The following is an 18,009-nucleotide window of genomic DNA, read 5'->3' on the forward strand; positions in this document are numbered from 1 at the left end:
TTAAAATAAGCTAGATTAGTTTGAGTGATACCTGCCTTTTTTGAGCGAAAGGCAGGCTATCTTAAACTCTGTAGTTATTTTATCAAATTCAAAAAAATATGAAATCAAATATAAACATCGTCTATGCTTTAATACTTGCGTTAGCATTTATTTCGTGTAGCTCTTCTGATGACAATTCCACCTCTATTGCCCCTTCGCCTTATACACAATATGGAGCTTCATTTGACAAAATGCCAAAGAAAGAAGATGCCATAATTTATCAGGTAAACATTCGTGCTTTTAGTCAGGCAGGGACGTTAAAAGGTGTTCAGGACAGACTAACACAAATTCAGGAATTGGGTGCAAATGTTGTCTACTTAATGCCTGTTTATCCGGTAGGAAAAGTAAAAGCTTCCGGAGAACTTGGTTCACCTTATGCTGTACAAGATTATAAAGCAATAAATCCAGATTTTGGTACTTTGGCCGACCTTCAGGTTTTGGTTGATGAAGCACACAAAAAAAACATGGCGGTTATTTTAGACTGGGTTGCCAATCATACGGCTTGGGATAATGCCTGGATTACACAACATCCAAATTGGTATCAAAAAAATGAAAAAGGAGAAATCATCATTCCTCCTGGAACAAATTACAATGATGTTGCGCAGTTAGATTTCAATAATACTGAAATGAAAGACGCCATGATTGATGCTATGTCTTACTGGGTTTACAATGCAAACATTGATGGTTTCAGATGTGATTATGCTGATTTTGTTCCTCAGACTTTTTGGTCTGATGCGATCACAAAATTGAGAGGCATCAAAAAAAATCAAAACATCTTAATGCTTGCTGAAGGTACAAAAGTGAATCAATTCGCTACTGGTTTCGATTATACATTTGGATTTAACTTTTTTACATCTTTAGAAAAACTATTCAAAGAAAATAAACCTGCAACTACTATTCAGGAAGCAAACGCTGCTGAATATGCAAACAATTACAACCCTGAAAACAGAATTGTAAGATACACCAGCAATCATGACGTGAACCTTGCAGAAGGAACACCTTATGAACTTTTTGGAGGCAAACAAGGTTCTATAGCTGCATTTGTTGTCGCTGCGTATATGAAATCTGTCCCAATGATTTACAACGGACAAGAAGTTGGATACAATAAAAGGATCAATTATTTTGCAAAAACACCAATCGACTGGTCTACCGCTGATGCGTCAGTTTTAGCAGAATATAAAAAGATAGTCGCCTTTAGAAATTCAAGCAATGCCATAAAAAAAGGAACTTATACAGGATATAGCAATGTTGCTATAAGTGCTTTTACAATGGTAAACGATACTGAAAAAGTTTTTGTCCTTTCTAATTTAACCAGCTCAACAGTTAAATATTTGGTCGCTCCCTCATTAAAAGGAACATGGAAAGATGCTTTCACAGGGACTTCGGTTACTGTTGGTGCAGAATTAACGTTACAACCTTTTCAATATTTAGTGTTGAAAAACTAATACCAATGCAACTTTATAAATTAGATTTGCAAAAAACTAAATAACATGAATTTTCAATCCCAAAAAATGCCGCTTCAAATTCGTTTGAGCAAAAAACTAGCGCTTTTACTTTTTGTGTGTGCGAACTCCTTATGGATTCAGGCACAAGAAATTAATTCGCCGGACAAAAATCTTTCCTTAAAATTTGAATTGAAAGAAGGTGGAATTCCATCTTACCAATTATCATATAAACAAAAAGCAGTTATAAAACCAAGTTCTTTGGGTTTAGAACTTCAAAATTTGCCTTCGTTTTTGGATGGTTTTACCGTAACAAATACAGCACAATCCTCTGTTGATGAAAATTGGAATCCGGTTTTAGGAGAAGAAAAAACAATCCGAAATCATTACAATGAACTGGTTGTCACTTTAGCGCAAGCAAAAAACAATAACAGATACATTCGCATTCGTTTCCGTTTGTTCAACGACGGGTTAGGTTTTAGATATGAATTTCCGAAGCAAAATGACCTGAGTTATTTTGTAATTAAAGAAGAGCGTTCTGAATTTAATTTAGCGGGAAATCATAAAATTTTCTGGATTCCGGGAGATTATGATACCAATGAATATGCGTATACAACATCGAAAATTTCTGAGATTCCTTCGTTGATGAAGAAAGCGACTATCGAAATCAATTCGCAATGGCCAATAAAAGAACTTGCTGTTCAAACGCCATCGATGATGAAATCTGATGATGGTTTGTACATTAATATTCACGAAGCAGCGTTAATCAATTATCCGGCGATGTATCTTGAAGTGGATGCTGTAAACAACAAAATGCGCAGTCATTTAGCGCCAGACGCTGTGGGTGCAAAAGGGTATATGCAAACAGATGCAGAATCGCCCTGGAGAACAATTGTCGTAAGCGATAAAGCAACAGAGATTTTGGCTTCAAAGTTAATCCTGAACCTCAACGAACCAACAAGTTATAAAGATGTTTCGTGGATCAAACCGGTAAAATTCATCGGAATTTGGTGGGAATATTTTGTTGCAGGAAGAAGTACCTGGGCTTTTGGCAAAGAAAACAATGTGAAATTGACGGATGATTTTACGAAGCTTACGCCGAATGGAAAACACGGAGCCACGACAGAACGTGCAAAAGAATATATTGATTTTGCTTCAAAGAATGGTTTCGATGCGATCCTGATCGAAGGGTGGAATATTGGCTGGGAAGACTGGATCAACAACTGGAAAGAAGAGGTTTTTGATTACGTTACCGCATACCCGGATTTTGATGTAAAAGCAGTTCATGAATATGCGGCTTCAAAAGGAGTTAAAATTATCATGCACCACGAAACTTCTGGATCTGCAACCAATTATGAGCGCCGTTTAGACCGTGCTTTTCAATTTATGAATGACAACGGATACGATGCTGTAAAAACAGGATATGTAGGTAAAATTATTCCACGTGGTGAACATCATGACGGGCAATGGATGGTGAATCATTATATCAATGTAGCCAAACGTGCTGCCGATTATAAAATCATGATCGATAGTCACGAAGCGGTTCGTCCAACAGGTTTAAACCGTACTTTTCCAAACTGGATTGCTCAGGAATCTGCTCGCGGAACGGAGTTTGAATCTATGGGGGGATTAGCTCCGGATCATACTACGATTTTGCCTTTTACAAGATTAATGGGAGGCCCAATGGATTATACGCCAGGGATTTTCCAAACTGATCTTTCGTACTACGGAACAGGAAGTTCGCAGCGTGTCAACACAACTTTGGTAAAACAATTAGCGTATTATGTTACGATGTACAGTCCGTTGCAAATGGCAGCTGATATTCCGGGGAATTACGAGCGTTTTCCAGATGCTTTTCAGTTCATTAAAGACGTTGCTGTTGATTGGGATAACAGCTATATTTTAGAAGCTGAACCAGGAGATTACATCACGATTGCTCGTAAAGCTAAAGGAAAAGATGCCTGGTTTGTGGGAGGAATCACAGACGAAAATGCAAGAACAGCAAATATCACATTTGATTATCTGCCTGCTGGCAAAAAATTCATTGCCACTATTTATGCTGATGCAAAAGAAGCCAACTGGAATAAAAATCCACAAAAATATACTGTGACTAAAGTTGTTGTAACCTCAAAAACAATTTTAAAACAATATTTAGCTCCAGGCGGAGGTGTTGCCATCAGCATCAAAGAAGGAAATGCTACAGAATTAAAGGGATTGAAAAAGTTATAGATTACTAAGTTTTTTTGCCACGAATTACACGAATTTTCACGAATTAAATTATTTTTTAAATCTTAAATAGATTAAAAATTAGTGCTAATTCGTGTAATTCGTGGCGAAATAACCATGTCCTTTTGTGGACAAAAATTAAAATTTTACGACTTGAAAACTATTAACCACAAAATGTTTGTCGAATTTAAAACCAATGCGAGTGAGAATGAATTTTAGTTGAAGATGCCGACAAGCATGCAAAAAACCGAAATTATGAAAATCAAAATTACCACTAGATTATTTCATTTCACGAAAGCAGTAATCTGTTTTCTATTATTATTTGCAAGTTCCGTTTATGCACAAGATCCGCCTCAGTACGGTACGCCATTCGCTGGTGTTCCCGATACCCGGGATGTCAACATGTATCAGGTACATATTCGTCCGTTTAGTGCCAACGGAAATTTAGCCGGAGTAACCGCCCGTTTAGATAATATTAAAGCACTCGGTACCAATGTTATTTATTTAATGCCCATTTACCCACACGGTACTGATTCTCGAAGTTCGCCTTCTCCTTATTGTATTAAAGATTTTAAAGCGGTTGGATCAGAATATGGCTCGCTTTCTGACTTAAGAACTTTAGTTGATGGTGCCCATAGCCGTGGAATGGCCGTTATTCTGGACATCGCCATCAACGGTACCTCTTGGGATAATGCCTGGACAACCACGCATCCTGAGTATTATATGAGAAGTGGAACAACCATTCAGCAATTAGGGAATTTTTCAGATATTGCAGCTCTTGATCTTAATAGTTCAGCTACACGAGGTGCTATCAAAGATGCCATGCGTTATTGGATTTTAGCAGCAAACGTTGACGGATACCGTTGCGATTATGCTAATAATCCTCCGTTAGATTTTTGGTCAGAAGTTATCGGAAACATCCGTGGAATTTCTTCTCATAAATTATTAATGTTAGCCGAAGGAGACAGACAAGCCAACTTTACGGCTGGTTTTGATATGAACTTTGGTGACAGATGGTTTTGGAATGCCTTAAAAGATGTTGCTGCCGGTGGTCCGGTTTCGACTCGTTTTCAAACGATCAATGATTATGAATATGCCAATGCTACGGGTTCTAACCAAGCGGTTCGTTATACCGGAAATCATGACACCTATACCAATGATAATGGTGTACAAAGACCTTTTGTAATCTTCAATAATCATAACGGAATTGTAGCGAACTTTTTGGTTTCAGCTTATATGAAAGGAGTTCCTTTTTTGATGAGCGGACAGGAAATTGACTACGAACCCAAAACCGACTGGCCATGGCAAGGTTTTAAATTCAACTGGTCTCAAAATCCAACAGCGGCTGCAGATTTTGCTAAAATTTTAAATTTCAGAACTTCGAGCGCTGCTATCAGACGTGGAGATTTAACGATGTATGCGAATGATGATATCAGCATTTTTACAAAAACATTAGGTTCTGAAAAAGTAATCGTAATGTCGAATTTACGAAACGCTTCTAAATCTTATGTTATTCCGGCGGCTTTAGCAGGAACTTATGTAAATCCATACAACAACAATGCTTCCGTGACTTTAACTGCGGGCGCAACAAGATCATTTGCGGCTTATGAATATTTGGTTTTAACCAATACCAATGCTCCGGTTGTTGCGGTAACAGGTGTTTCTGTTAGCCCATCAACGGTAACTGTTGGTTTAGGTTCTACGCAACAATTAAGTGCAACGATCGCTCCTGCAAATGCAACAAATCAAAATATAAACTGGACATCCAGCAATACTTCAGTTGCAACAGTTAACGTTTACGGATTAGTAACTGCTGTAGCAGCAGGAACAACTACAATCACAGCTACAACTGTTGATGGCAATAAAACGGCAACTTCAGCTATAACGGTTGCAGCGATTCCGGTTGCTTCAGTAAGTGTTACACCAACTACAGCAAGTTTATATACAGGAAATACACAACAGCTTACTGCAACAGTTGCACCCGCAAATGCTACAAATAAAACCGTAACGTATATTTCAAGCAATACGGCAATTGCAACAGTAAACTCTAGTGGACTTGTAACAGCAGTTGCTGCAGGAACGGCGACAATTACCGCAACGACTCAAGACGGAAACAAAACTGCGATAGCAACAATTACAGTAAATCCGAATACTAATTTTACTGTTTATTTCTATAAACCATCTAATTGGGGAACCGGAATTAAGATTTATTACTGGAGTGCTTTGCCAGCGGGAGTTTTAGCAAATGCAACCTGGCCAGGAGTTAATATGACCGATACCGGAAATGGCTGGTACAGTTATACGTTTACCAATGTAACGTCAACGAATTTAATTTTTAATGATGGAACTAGTCAATCTGCCGATTTAAGCCGAAATAAAACAGGTTGGTACATGAACAATACATGGTACGATTCGAACCCTGGAACTGTTGTGGCTGTTACAGGCGTTATTTTATCGCCAACAACAGCAACATTATTAGTTGGTGCAACACAACAATTAACACCAACAGTTGCGCCTGCAACAGCAACGAACAAAACGGTTACTTATAGTTCAAGTAATACTGCTATCGCAACTGTAAATACAACTGGATTAATAACTGCCGTTGCTGCAGGTACTGCTACAATCACAGTAACAACTCAGGACGGAGCAAAAACAGCGACTTGTGCGGTAACTGTAAACGCAACAAATGTTGCGGTAACAAGCGTAACTTTGAGTCCAACTACGGCTTCGTTGGCGGTTGGTGGAACGCAACAATTGACGCCAACAATTCTTCCTGCTAATGCAACAAACAAATCGGTTACTTATAGTTCTGGTAACACAGCTGTGGCAACAGTAAATGCTTCTGGATTAATTACAGCAGTTGCAAACGGAACTGCAACTATTACAGTAACAACAGTGAGCGGAACCAAAACAGCAACTTGCGCTGTAACAGTTTCAACTGCAACAGGAAATTATTACACTATTAAAAACAGATGGACCGGTGCTTATTTATCTGATGCTAGTGCGAATGTTGGTTACGGAACTACAGTTTCTGGAAACAATTACAAATGGCAGAAAATTGCTATTGATGCTACTTATTTTGTTCTTAAAAATGTTGCAACTGGTGAATTAATTAATATTGAAGGTCAAACCGGAACAGTTCAATGTAATATTACAGATACCACTTTCTGGAGCGCACAATGGTCTAGCGATTATATTGATGGAACTTGGACAAGATTGAGAAACAGATGGCAGTCAGGAAACATTATTCATGTTGAAAATCAAACAGGTTCTGCTCAATACGGAAATTCGCAAGATGGCTGGTACAGCGCACAATGGCAATTGGAACCAACAACAGTTGGAACAGGAAAATCTGCTTTAAATATTGAAGATGCTTCAGCAACTGAAGCTGTAATTGGGATTTATCCGAATCCGGCAACTGATAGTGAATTTCATGTATTAATGCCTGAATTACAAGCTGGAGATGTGGCTTCGATCACCGTTTCAGACATGAACGGAAGAACTGTTTTAACAGAAAGACTTTCGACTTCAGGACAAATTAATCATCATTTAACTTCTGGAATTTATATCGTAAATATTAATTCTAATGAATTTAATGTGACTAAGAAGCTGATTGTTAAATAATTTTTTTTCGCCACGACTCGAGCGATAACAAATAGGCGAAGCAATTTCACGAATTAGCAAGAATTAATATTTTTTAAAAAGTAAAAGCCGGATGAAAATTTCATCCGGCTTTTTTTATGTTTTTTCAAAGCAAAGTTTGAGAAAAGGTCAATAGAATTACTAAACTTCTAACTTAGCCCCGATAGGACTGAAAATCCTTTTGTCCCGGTGTTCGGGGCAAAAGATTGAAAGGGATAGCGGGACTGATCGTCTTTTGAAAAAGAATCTTTCTGCTTCTAAAAAATAAAAAAATTATTCTTCAAACAACTCCATCAATTCCAATGCACGTTTGATAGACTTTACATTATCAAAAGTCAGTAACAAACGTAAACCATTTACTGTTTGTTTTTCTTTCATTTTGCAGAGCGAACTATGCTTTTGCACAAAGGTCAAAACGTTTCTGAACTTAGACGATTGATAGTAATCTGACTGTTGGTCTGAGACAAAATAACCAATCATTTTGCCTTGTTTCAAGACTAATTTTTCGATTCCAACTTTCGTGGCGATCCATTTTATGCGGATGCTGTTTAGCAATGCTGTTGCTTGTTTTGGCAACGGTCCGAAACGGTCGATCAGTTTTCTTTCATATTCTTTTAATCCGGCTTCGTCTTTTATCGCGCCCAATTCGTTGTATAAAACCAAACGTTCTGAGACATTATTAATGTATTCGTCCGGGAATAACAACTCAAAATCAGCATCGATCTGAATGTCTTTTACGTATTCTTTGGTGTCGATATTATTCTCTTCCGGATATAAATCTTTAAACTCGTTTTCCTTCAACTCTTCGATGGCTTCGTTCATGATTTTTTGGTAGGTATCAAAACCAATTTCGTTAATGAAACCACTTTGTTCGCCTCCTAATAAATCTCCGGCACCACGAATCTCCAAATCTTTCATAGCGATGTTGAAACCGCTTCCGAGTTCGCTGAATTGTTCCAAAGCCTGAATACGTTTTCTCGCATCTTCGGTCATGGATGAATACGGCGGACAGATGAAATAACAGAATGCTTTTTTGTTGCTTCGCCCTACACGACCACGCATTTGATGCAGATCTGATAATCCGAAATTATTGGCATTGTTGATGAAAATCGTGTTGGCATTTGGTACATCCAAACCACTTTCGATGATCGTGGTTGCGACCAAAACATCAAAATCTCCGTTCATGAAACCTAACATCAATTCTTCTAGTTTGGCACCTTCCATTTGTCCGTGGCCAATTCCGACTCTGGCATTTGGTACCAAACGCTGAATCATGCCAGCCACTTCTTTTATATTTTCGATTCGGTTATTGATGAAGAAAACCTGTCCGTTTCGTTGAATTTCATACGAAATTGCGTCGCGGATTATCTCTTCATTAAATCCAACAACATTCGTTTCTATCGGATAACGATTTGGCGGAGGTGTTGTAATTACCGATAAATCACGCGCTGCCATCAAAGAAAACTGAAGTGTTCTCGGAATTGGCGTTGCGGTTAATGTCAGTGTATCGACGTTTGCAGCAATCGTTTTTAATTTATCTTTTACGTTTACACCGAACTTTTGTTCTTCATCGACAATCAATAAACCTAAGTCTTTAAAAACAACATTTTTGTTGACCAATTGATGTGTTCCAATGACAATATCTAATTTTCCTTCGGCTAAATCTTTTAAGGTTTGTGCTTTTTGTTTGGCGGTTCTGAATCGGTTTAAGTAACCAACAGAAACCGGCATATCTTTTAATCTTTCCGTGAAAGTTCTGTAATGCTGGTACGCCAAAATCGTAGTTGGAACTAAAATCGCAACTTGTTTACTATTGTCGACAGCTTTAAAAGCAGCACGAATCGCAACCTCTGTTTTTCCGAAACCAACATCGCCACATACTAAACGATCCATCGGGCGATCGCTTTCCATGTCGGCTTTTACTTCCTGTGTTGATTTGGTTTGATCCGGTGTATCTTCATAAATAAACGAACTTTCTAATTCGTTTTGCAGATAACTATCCGGCGCAAATTGAAAACCTTTTTCTAAACGGCGTTTTGCATACAACTGAATTAAGTTGAAGGCAATATGCTTGACGCGCGCTTTGGTTTTTTGTTTTAAAATTTTCCACGCGTTCGATCCTAATTTATAAATTTTAGGTGGCGTTCCGTCTTTTCCGTTGTATTTTGAGATTTTATGAAGCGAGTGAATACTCACATATACAATATCATTATCGGCATAAACCAATTTTATGGCTTCCTGCGTTTTGCCTTCAACCTGAATTTTCTGCAAGCCGCCAAACTTCCCGATTCCGTGATCGATGTGTGTTACATAATCTCCCACAGAAAGTGCGGTCAATTCCTTCAGCGTAATATTCTGCTTTTTAGAATAACCGTTTTTAATGTTGAATTTATGATAACGCTCAAAAATCTGGTGATCGGTATAAGCCGTAATCTGATTTTCTTCGTCAATAAAACCTTGGTACAAAGGCAATACAATAGTGTGATATTGCTTGCGGATATTCTCTGAATTCGCTTCATCGAGCGATTCGAAAATATCGTGAAAACGTTTTGCCTGCGTTTCATTCGAGCAAAACAGATAATTTTTATAGCCGTTAAAATGATTGTCGCTTAGATTATTCAGCAACAAATCAAATTGTTTGTTGAAAGATGGCTGTGGCTGAAAATGAAATTCGAATTTTTTAGTGATTTTGAAAATTGGTTTTGAAGCCAATTCTACTATAGAAAAATCCAGGGCACGTTTAATAAACGAACTCTGATTTAAGAATAATTGTTCCGGAGTAGCGTGTTTTATTTCTCCTGAAAGTTTCTCAAAAGCTTCTTCGGCTCTTGCGAATTGTTTGTCTAACTGACTGAAAAGTCCGTCAGTATTTTGGATGAAAAGAACCGTTTTCTCTGCAATATAATCTAAGAAACTTTCGCGATTTTCCTGGAAAATCTTGTTTTCGACATTCGGGATAATCGTGATTTTTTTATGGGTTTCTACAGATAATTGAGTCTCGACGTCAAAACTTCTGATGCTGTCTACTTCATTCCCGAAGAATTCAATTCTATACGGATGATCGTTTGAGAAAGAAAAGACATCGACGATTCCCCCACGAACTGAAAATTCTCCAGGTTCTGTAATAAAATCAACTCTTTTGAATTCGTACTCAAACAAAACTTCGTTGATAAAATCGATCGAAATTTTATCGTTCAGCGCCACTTTTAAAGTGTTTTTATCTAATTGCTGACGCGTTACAACTTTCTCAAAAAGTGCTTCCGGGTACGTAACAATTATGGCTGGTTTTTTTCTAGAATTTATTCGGTTTAAAACCTCAGCTCGAAGCAAAACATTGGCATTATCCGTTTCATCAATTTGATACGGACGACGAAATGAAGCTGGATAAAACAATACATCCTGCTCGCCAATCATTTGCTCGAGATCGTTCAAATAATAAGCGGCTTCTTCTTTATTGTCTAAAACAATCAAAAAAGGCAATTCGGTTTTTTTGAAAACAGCACGAATAATAAATGAAACTGCTGATCCTAACAAACCGCTAAGATGCATTTTTACCTGATTTTGCTCCAGTAATTGTGTGGCAATCTGCTGTGTTTTTGGCAGATTGTCATACGTTGTATATAAGGCGTTTTTACTCAATTTATTGATAAATTTGGATCTTTAACCTGGTTAGGAATCGCTCGTGTTGTATCTAACATTCTTAAAAAATCAGCTTCTCCTTCTTCTTTTGGAATCTTATTTTTTTCGACAATTTTATCCATTTGTCTTTCTAATGAAACCAATTCCTTGTTGATTTCTCCAATTAAAAAAGTCACTTTTTCGTCTGGAATTGTGCTCAAATGAATAAATAAATCCATCATTTTGACTTTGGTAATCAAAATTGAAATTCGGCTTTTTATTTGAGGCTGATTAAATTCGGCAGGAATATTATTGTTTAATGCAATAGCTTTTTTTGAAATTGCAGTCGATTTTTTTTGAAACGCACCAATTGTCTTTCTTGGTTTCTCGCCTAGTTCTTTTAGAAAGTCACGCCATTCATTCCATGAAGTCGCATTTTTTTCTGAAACTTCATTAATCGGCTCATCAATAAAAACCCATGCTTTATTAATATTGTTGAAGATTTTTTCATTCTTTTTTGCTTCTTTTGCGTTTTCAGCAAGACGTCTTTCATTATCATTCTGACATGAATTCAACACAAAAATTAAAAGCAAAAAAAGAGATATTTTATATTTCATTTGATAAAACATTAAGCTACAAAGTTACAAAGTAAATTTACAATTACGAATTCTGTTTTTTGCCAAAGAATCTATAAATCAAGGTTATTTTTTTCGCTACTCCGGATAGTTATCGGGATAATAAATTAAGGTCATTTCTTTAGGGCTTATCATCAATAAAATGATTTTTAACAAAGCCTTTTCAAAGGCACAAGGACACATCATTGCAGGCACAAAGACACACTCCTGAAAAAGAGAATTATCCAACAAACAAACTTTTTCATTATTGAATTTATAATTTATGATTCAAAAAAACGTACGTAATTGCGAAAACGTTATATTTGTATCTCTAAAAAAACTACAAAAATGAATCCAAAAATCTTGATCATTGGCGCTTGCGGTCAAATTGGGACAGAATTAACCCAGAAATTGCGTAAGTTGTACGGAACAGAAAATGTAATTGCTTCTGACATCCGAAAATTAAATACTGACGTTGTAAATTCCGGACCTTTTGAAGTGGTCAATGCTTTAGATTTTAACCAAATTGAGCATCTTGTAGAAGTACATCAAATTACTGATATTTATTTAATGGCTGCACTTTTGTCTGCTACAGCCGAAAAAAATCCTGCATTTGCCTGGGATTTGAATATGAACTCCTTATTTCACGTTTTAAATTTAGCGAAAGCAAAAAAAATAAAGAAGATTTTCTGGCCATCAAGTATTGCGGTTTTTGGACCAACAACTCCAAAAGAAAATACCCCTCAATATACCGTTATGGAACCTTCGACAGTTTATGGAATTAGTAAACAAGCCGGAGAAAGATGGTGCGAATACTATCATAACATTTACGGGGTTGATGTTCGAAGCATCCGTTATCCTGGTTTAATCAGCTGGTCTACTCCTCCAGGCGGTGGAACTACTGATTACGCTGTTGATATTTTTTATAAGGCTATAGCCGATAAAAAATACGAATGCTTTTTATCATCAGAAACCAAAATGCCAATGATGTATATGGATGATGCCATTGATGCAACAATCAACATTATGAAAGCGCCGGCAGAACAAATCAAAATACATTCTTCATACAATTTAGCGGCAATGAGTTTTACGCCAACTGAAATTGCTGAAGAAATTAAAAAACATATTCCGGAATTTGAGATTACTTACAATCCTGATTTCCGTCAAAAAATTGCGGACAGCTGGCCGGCAAGTATTGATGATGCTGAAGCGAGAAAAGATTGGGGCTGGAAACATACTTTTGATCTTGAAACCATGACTAAAGATATGCTGGAGCATTTAGGATAAACTCCAAAAGGAAAAAATAAGACTCGTCTAATTTTCAGAAATGAATTTTAAACGAGTTTTTTTTGCCATTTCATTTCCCATACAGCCACTATGATTTTATTATTATTTTCTTACATTTGAATTGCTTTTGAACCAAAAACCAATTTAAATCTATGACAAATACATTTCAACCCATTCAGGAAGATAAGAGGACAGCAATAGTTGATATTTTAAGAGGCTGGGCTTTATTGGGAGTCGCAATAGGAAATTATGTTGATTTTCGATATATTGGATTAGAACGTTTTATTGTAAAAAAAGGTATTTTTTCTGAGGTTATAAGCTATTTTAATCTGTACTTTTTTTCAGCCAAATCCTGGACCTTATTAAGTATTTTATTTGGATATGGATTTGCTGTACTTATTAATAATGTAGCAGAAAAAGGCAAAAATCCTGTTTACTTTTTTTGCTGGAGAATGTTTCTTCTATTTATTTTTGCTTTTATAAATTCTGCTTTTTGGCTGGGCGATATCTTAAAAGACTATGCTTTTTTAGGCTTATTGCTTTTATTCTTTTACAAGAGTTCATCCAAAACAATTCTAATAACGTGCGGAATACTTCTTTTAACCGTTCCGTTTCTTACTGCTTATATCCATTCGATAAAACAAACATTACCTGATGTACAATCTACGGCTAAATACCTGAAATTATTTTACTCTGATAACTGGCTCGATGTATTTAAATTTAATTTGCTGGGAACGTATTACCAGGAAATGATTAATCTTGCTTATGCTGTTACAGTACATGTCGTGATGTTTGCTCTTATGCTTTTAGGTTTCTACGCTCAAAAAATCAACTTTTTTAATCGTTTACCTGAGTTTAAAAATCTATTAAAAAAAACTATTATAATAACACTGATTATGGCAATAATTTCCGGTGTTCTTTTTGAGATTGCCATTAAGCAGAAAGTAACTTTCCCTTATTTTCATCCTGTTTTTTGGATAATAATTAACACGATGGTATTCATCTCATCGGGAATATGTTTACTATATACAACCGGAAAACTGAAAACAATTTTTAGCTATTTTAGGGTTAGCGGTAAAATGACATTGACGAATTATATGATGCAAAACATTATTGCTGCTTTTCTGTTTTCAGGAATTGGTTTTAAAATTTACAACACTTTGCCTTATTGGTTTTACTTTTTCCTAGCAATTTTTGTCTTTATTATTCAATTATTCATTAGCAAATGGTGGCTTTCAAAATACAATTATGGTCCAATTGAATGGTTATGGAGATCTGCCAGTTACTGGAAATTATTTCCTTTTAAGAAAACACAATCTGAGATTACTACTGAAGTAAAAACAGTAAAATCTCAATTTTAAATAAATTTTGAAAAAAGAAAAAGCCCTTAAAAAAAATAATTTTAAGGGCTTTTTGTATAATGGTATTTTACTTACTTCACTTCAAAAACATTGTTCGCAGCTTTAATATCAGCCATTAATCCGCTTGGATCGATGGCGATTTTTTTGATTGCTGTTTTGTTTTTGTTGATTGTAAAACTGTAGTTTGACTGAGCCCACGCCCAATCCTCCAAAACAGTTCTTTTTACGTTTGGATTTGGATTTGGTTTAATGAAATTCATCATTCTTAACGGAATGTAGAAACTCTCAGAAGTTCCATCGGTGTATTCAACAGTCAAATCAATTGGCATCGGCATTCTTCCAATTCTTTCTAGAGAGACAGTTGTTTTTCCACCATTATCAACAACTTCTTTTATTCCGTAATCAATAGTATTTGCTGTTTCAGCCCAATCAATTAAATACCAATCCAATTCAGCTCCTGAAACTCTCTCCGCTGTTCTTTTGATATCATTTGGAGTTGGATGCTTGAATTTAAAATCATTGTAATATCTTTTTAAAGTAGCATCTAAATTTTCCTGCCCAATTACATACGCTAATTGTGATAAAAAGATACTTCCTTTTACGTAAGATGAAATGCTGTAAGGTCTGTTTTCATCGTAACGATCACCATGCGTTGTTTGTGGTTGTTCTTTTCCAGATTGTACTAATTGATAATAAGCTGCATAATTTCCTTTAAATGGATTTTCTTCCTTTTTCGCTGCAATTTCATTTAGAGCAGAATCTTCAATATAAGTTGTAAAACCTTCATCCATCCATGGATGTTTTGACTCATTTGAAGCCAAAATATGCTGAAACCAGGAGTGTCCTAATTCGTGTGTAGCCGTTCCTAAAATTCCTTCAAGTGTACCGCTTCCTAACATCAAAGTACACATTGCGTACTCCATTCCTCCATCTCCACCTTGAATAAATGAATATTGTTTGTATGGATAAGCTCCTACTTTATGGTTGTAATAATCCATCACTTTTACCATTAAAGGCTCTAATTGTTTCCAATTTCCGGTTGTTTTTGGATCGTTTTTGTAGAAGAAATGCAAATCAACATCATTTGGTCCTTTTACAATATCGTGTGTGTATTCTTTATCAGCAGCCCACGTAAAATCGTGAACATTTGGCGCGATAAAATGCCAGGTTAAGGTTTTTGTTTTTTTCGGATAAACAACAGTTACACCAGCATCTTCATAACCATGACCAATTGAATTTTTATCCTGTAAATATCCTGAACCACCAATTGTATATGCTGCGTCAATAGTAATTTTCACATCAAAATCTCCCCAAACTCCGTGAAATTCTCTTGCGATATATGGATCTGCATGCCAACCTTCAAAATCAAATTCGGCTAATTTTGGATACCATTGTGACATCGATAATTCGACACCTTCTTTATTATTACGTCCTGAACGACGAATTTGCACCGGAACCTGTCCTTCAAAATCTAAGGTGAAAGTTGTTTTAGAATTTGGTAAAATTGGCTTCGCCAAAGTCACTTCTAAAATCGTACTTGAAGTTCTCGTTTGAGCCGTTACACCATCTTGTTTGAAATTTGTAATTTTTAAAAATCCGGTTTCGTTTGGTTTTAAAGTTTCAATGCGGCTTTGTTTTACTTCTTTGCCGTCAGCATCTTTAATTTTATTAACCATCCTTGCATCAGGATCTTTTATCGAATGCAAACGTGCATCCATTTCGCTTCCTGGCTGAAAAGCATTTGGGTATAAATGGTAAAATACTTTTCTTAAAGTATCAGGAGAATTATTCGTGTATACCAATTCTTGCTTTCCCTTGTACTGATAGTTTTTGACATCCATAGCAACCTCCATTTTGTAATCAACATGTTGTTGCCAATATGGGGCGTTTTGTGCAAATGCTGAGTTTAAACCAAAACTCAAAAAGGATAATAGTATAATTTTTCGCATCATTGTTTTAATAAAAATGGAAGAGCTGCCACTCTTCCATCGTGATTAGTATTTTTTATTTCTTCGACATTTTTTCAGCCATTAACAACGCATTATAGGCATTCACCATTTTAGCTGTTTTTGATGATTCAGCTGATGATACTGCCACTGGTGCCGTATCTGGATTTGGATTTTCTCCCAAAACTACTTTTGGAGGAAGTGCAACTCCGGAATCCATCAGAATTTGTTTTACCTGGTTTGCTTTCAATTTTGGATAATAAGAGCGAATTAAAGCAGCAACTCCGGCAGCATTTGGTGATGCCATTGATGTTCCCTGCAAGTATTTATATTTATTATTTGGAACCGTTGCATAAATTTCTTCACCCGGAGCAAAAACATCTACGTTGATTTTTCCAAAATTAGAAAATGGAGCAACTACATTTTCTCCGTACGCTTTATTAATCGCACCAATTGTAATTACATTATCTGTAAACTCTTTAACGTTGTCTTGAGAATCATTTGGATAATTGATATTTTTTGTTTCATCGATATTATATCCATCATTACCTGCAGCATGGACAATTAAAACATCTTTTTTCTTTGCATATAGTAAAGCATCATAAACCCATTGTTTATGTGGAGAAAAACTTTTCCCAAAACTTCCGTTAATTACTTTTGCGCCATTATCAACCGCATAACGAATTGCTAATGCAATATCTTTATCATATTCATCTCCATCCGGCACAGCTCTTACGGTTAAAATTTCAACATTATTAGCGATTCCGTCTCCTCCTAAATTATTACCACGAACTTGTGCAATAATTCCGGCAACGTGAGTTCCGTGAAGTGCTTCTTCTTTATCAGGACCAAAAACAACATTGTTTCCATAATGATTATTTTTAATGTCTTCAGGGTTATCGCCTACGATTTTTCTTCCGTCAAATTCTTTGTTTAAATTGTAATCTAACTGATCATAAACCTGTTTTCTATAATCTTCCAATTCTGCTTCAGGATCAAAAGTTGGTCCTGCATTGGTAAAAATTTGTGTCATGACCATTTTGCTTCTTGCTACTTTTTGATCAGTAGAAGTGATCGTGCTTAAATCTTCAAGTTTATAAGTCGTTTTATTTAATTCCTTTTTAATAGTACTATGAACATCTAATAAAAAATCTACTTGTTGCTTATCTTTTAAGGCTTTTTCATATTTCTCTTTATACTGTGCCAAAGCATTTTTATATTCCGGAGAACCGTTGTCTCCTTTTTTAACAACACGCGTCATTTCAAGATTTTCATGCACGGCATCTCCAAGGAAATTCCAACCGTGAACGTCATCAATAAAACCGTTTTTATCATCATCGATTCCGTTACCTGCAATTTCTTTAGGATTCGTCCAAATCATTCCTTTAAGGTCTTCATGTTCGATATCGACACCCGAATCAACAATACCAACAATTACTTTTACACCAGTTTTACCTTGTAGTAATTCGGCGTAAGCCTTATCAACACTCATTCCGGCAATGGTATCTTTTGCCAGATCAAGATGACTCCATCTTTTCAATTCATTTTCGGTAACCGGAGCTTTTTTTACAATAGCAAAAGGAGCAGTAATTGCTGCTTTAGGAGTTGATACCTGCGCTTGTAAGGTTACACTACAACCTGCTAAAACAAGTAATGCAAAAGCAGATAAACTATTTGGTTTTATATGACTCATATATATAATTATAATAAAAGTTAAAGATGGGCCTAAATTATGATTTTTTGTTACAAAAAACTAACAGTTAACACTGTGTTATGATTTTTTAGTTATGATTTAAGAAAATGTAAAATAATAGAAAAGCCCTTTACAGTAAAG

Annotated in this window: 9 protein-coding genes; 5 read left to right on the top strand and 4 right to left on the bottom strand. The window is 36.0% G+C overall.

Annotation, left to right across the window (positions count from 1 at the left end):
- The first annotated feature begins 98 nt into the window (after positions 1-98).
- From AC6CH4_RS04185 to AC6CH4_RS04195, 3 genes are all read left to right on the top strand, one after another.
- Positions 99-1,484 (top strand): alpha-amylase family glycosyl hydrolase, encoded by a 1,386-nt coding sequence (locus tag AC6CH4_RS04185; RefSeq protein WP_498100424.1) that lies wholly within the window; start codon positions 99-101, stop codon positions 1,482-1,484.
- 45 nt (positions 1,485-1,529) lie between these two features.
- Entirely contained in the window at positions 1,530-3,710 is a 2,181-nt protein-coding gene (locus tag AC6CH4_RS04190) for a glycoside hydrolase family 97 protein (protein ID WP_498100426.1), read from the top strand.
- 252 nt (positions 3,711-3,962) lie between these two features.
- Positions 3,963-7,331 (top strand): Ig-like domain-containing protein, encoded by a 3,369-nt coding sequence (locus tag AC6CH4_RS04195; RefSeq protein ID WP_498100428.1) that lies wholly within the window; start codon positions 3,963-3,965, stop codon positions 7,329-7,331.
- Between the two features lie 291 nt (positions 7,332-7,622).
- Here the strand turns inward: AC6CH4_RS04195 and mfd are convergent, their stop codons facing one another.
- Together mfd and AC6CH4_RS04205 are read right to left on the bottom strand one after the other, a co-directional pair.
- Positions 7,623-10,988, bottom strand: a complete 3,366-nt coding sequence (mfd, locus tag AC6CH4_RS04200) for a transcription-repair coupling factor (RefSeq protein ID WP_498100430.1) — start codon at positions 10,986-10,988, stop codon at positions 7,623-7,625.
- The gene (locus AC6CH4_RS04205) at positions 10,985-11,584 is read right to left on the bottom strand and encodes a hypothetical protein (RefSeq protein WP_498100432.1); all 600 of its coding nucleotides are present in this window, start codon (positions 11,582-11,584) and stop codon (positions 10,985-10,987) included. The genes mfd and AC6CH4_RS04205 overlap by 4 nt, the downstream gene beginning before the upstream one ends.
- A 345-nt stretch (positions 11,585-11,929) precedes the next feature.
- Here AC6CH4_RS04205 and AC6CH4_RS04210 point away from each other — a divergent pair, with 345 nt between their 5' ends.
- Together AC6CH4_RS04210 and AC6CH4_RS04215 are read left to right on the top strand one after the other, a co-directional pair.
- Complete coding sequence (locus AC6CH4_RS04210; protein ID WP_498100434.1) at positions 11,930-12,868, top strand: L-threonine 3-dehydrogenase; 939 nt, start codon at positions 11,930-11,932, stop codon at positions 12,866-12,868.
- 152 nt (positions 12,869-13,020) lie between these two features.
- Positions 13,021-14,229 carry a DUF418 domain-containing protein gene (locus AC6CH4_RS04215; RefSeq protein WP_498100436.1) on the top strand — a complete coding sequence of 403 codons (1,209 nt, stop codon included), beginning with the start codon at positions 13,021-13,023 and terminating at the stop codon, positions 14,227-14,229.
- Between the two features lie 71 nt (positions 14,230-14,300).
- Here AC6CH4_RS04215 and AC6CH4_RS04220 read toward each other — a convergent pair whose 3' ends face one another.
- Together AC6CH4_RS04220 and AC6CH4_RS04225 are read right to left on the bottom strand one after the other, a co-directional pair.
- Positions 14,301-16,178, bottom strand: coding sequence for a M1 family metallopeptidase (locus AC6CH4_RS04220; protein WP_498100611.1), 1,878 nt, complete (start codon positions 16,176-16,178; stop codon positions 14,301-14,303).
- A gap of 55 nt (positions 16,179-16,233) precedes the next feature.
- Entirely contained in the window at positions 16,234-17,868 is a 1,635-nt protein-coding gene (locus AC6CH4_RS04225; RefSeq protein ID WP_498100438.1) for a S8 family peptidase, read from the bottom strand.
- Positions 17,869-18,009: the final 141 nt, after the last annotated feature.

The organism is Flavobacterium sp. GQ95 (genome assembly GCF_059758655.1).

What these genes read in the sequence shown, in the direction of transcription:
- AC6CH4_RS04185 (WP_498100424.1), top strand. Translation starts at nt 99, where the DNA reads ATGAAATCAAATATAAACATCGTCTATGCTTTAATACTTGCGTTAGCA.
- AC6CH4_RS04190 (WP_498100426.1), top strand. Translation starts at nt 1,530, where the DNA reads ATGAATTTTCAATCCCAAAAAATGCCGCTTCAAATTCGTTTGAGCAAA.
- AC6CH4_RS04195 (WP_498100428.1), top strand. Translation starts at nt 3,963, where the DNA reads ATGAAAATCAAAATTACCACTAGATTATTTCATTTCACGAAAGCAGTA.
- AC6CH4_RS04205 (WP_498100432.1), bottom strand. Translation starts at nt 11,584, where the DNA reads ATGAAATATAAAATATCTCTTTTTTTGCTTTTAATTTTTGTGTTGAAT.
- AC6CH4_RS04210 (WP_498100434.1), top strand. Translation starts at nt 11,930, where the DNA reads ATGAATCCAAAAATCTTGATCATTGGCGCTTGCGGTCAAATTGGGACA.
- AC6CH4_RS04215 (WP_498100436.1), top strand. Translation starts at nt 13,021, where the DNA reads ATGACAAATACATTTCAACCCATTCAGGAAGATAAGAGGACAGCAATA.
- AC6CH4_RS04220 (WP_498100611.1), bottom strand. Translation starts at nt 16,178, where the DNA reads ATGCGAAAAATTATACTATTATCCTTTTTGAGTTTTGGTTTAAACTCA.
- AC6CH4_RS04225 (WP_498100438.1), bottom strand. Translation starts at nt 17,868, where the DNA reads ATGAGTCATATAAAACCAAATAGTTTATCTGCTTTTGCATTACTTGTT.